The sequence below is a fragment of the uncultured Leptotrichia sp. genome, from assembly GCF_938036635.1.
GTDB classification, from domain to species: Bacteria; Fusobacteriota; Fusobacteriia; order Fusobacteriales; family Leptotrichiaceae; genus Leptotrichia; species Leptotrichia hongkongensis.
The window spans coordinates 1-1,362 of sequence record NZ_CALHQO010000062.1 but is presented as its reverse complement, the minus strand read 5'-3'; the positions used below and the strand labels follow the sequence as shown (position 1 = coordinate 1,362).

The 1,362-nt window shown below is 29.1% G+C and carries 2 protein-coding genes; one reads left to right on the top strand and one right to left on the bottom strand.

Annotation, left to right across the window (positions count from 1 at the left end; translation table 11 throughout):
- Window positions 1-925 (top strand): EamA family transporter (locus tag Q0370_RS01080; RefSeq protein ID WP_299570932.1); only part of this gene is annotated, 925 nt, incomplete at its 5' end.
- Window positions 926-948: 23 nt separating this feature from the next.
- Here the strand turns inward: Q0370_RS01080 and Q0370_RS01075 are convergent.
- The coding region (locus tag Q0370_RS01075; RefSeq protein ID WP_299570929.1) for a PhzF family phenazine biosynthesis protein at window positions 949-1,362 on the bottom strand (414 nt) is incomplete at its 5' end.

Below are 1,362 nucleotides of genomic sequence, written 5' to 3'. Positions count from 1 at the left end.
GAGAATCGTTATGTATTTGAAAGGAAAGATGAGTATGGAAACTAAAATAAAGTTACGTGGAATGACATTGGCTAGTCTAGCTTCAAGTTTATGGGCTATTTCAGGAATTTCTGGAGAAATTCTTTTTAAAAAATTCAATTTTTCTTCAGACTGGTTAGTTTCAACTAGAACATTAATTTCTGGAATTTTACTATTTTTAATTGTTATCTTCATTGAAAAAAAATCTGTTTTAAAACCATTAAAAAATAAAAGAGATTGTGCTGGAATAATTTTATTTGGGACAGCAGGAATGTATTTAGTTCAGTATACATATTTTAAGACAATCGAATTAAGCAATGTTTCATTTGCTACAATTTTACAATTTACTGCACCATTTTTTATATTTATTTATGAATCTATAAAAAATAAAAAAGTTCCAGCTGTTTCAACTGTAATTTTGTTGCTTATGACAATTTTAGGAGTTATATTTATTGCAACTAAGGGAAATTTTTCAAATTTATCAGTTTCGCTAGAAGCATTATTATTAGGAATAATTTCAGCAATTATGATAGCTTTTTATTCAACATATCCAAAAAAACTTTTAAAAAAATACGGAAGCATTACAGTAGTTGGATGGGGAATGATAGTAGGGAGCATAATTTCAAATGTTATTCATCCAATTTGGAAAATTGAAGGAGATGTAAATATACAATCAATCATTCAAGTAATGATTGTTGTAATTTTAGGAACTTCTATAGCTTATTTAATTTATATTGCAAGCCTAAACTATATTTCTTCTTCCCTTGCGGGAATTTTAACAGCTTTTGAGCCTGTACTTGCAGCAATATTATCTGTTGCTATTTTTGGATTAAAATTTTCTTTTATTGAAATAGTTGGTTTTTTGCTAGTTTTTGTTTCTATATTTATTTTGGAGAAAAGATTATAATTAAAAATAAGGGGAAACGCCCCTTATTTATAAAAAATTTCAGAAATTGCAAATAAAGCTGCTTTTCCACTCATTTTCATTCTTCCATTATCTGCAAGAGCGCAGTAAAGTGTTCCACTTCGTTCTGAAGCCTGATAAGCGATTAAATTTTCCTTTTGCAGTTTTACCATCCAGTAAGGAGCAATATGGCAGTGCCCAGAGCCACAGACAGGATCTTCGTAAACATTTAACTTTGGAGCAAAGGAACGGGAAATACAGTCTATTTTGTCAGTTGTATTTTTTATTTTAGAATTTAAGGAATGATTACTATGTTGAGCTGTAATATGCAGCAATAATCCATCAAGTTTTTTAATTTTTTCCGAATCCAAATCTGCATTTAAAATAAATTCTTCATCGTCAAAGACGCACATTAAATCCCGTCCTAAATATGCTTCAGT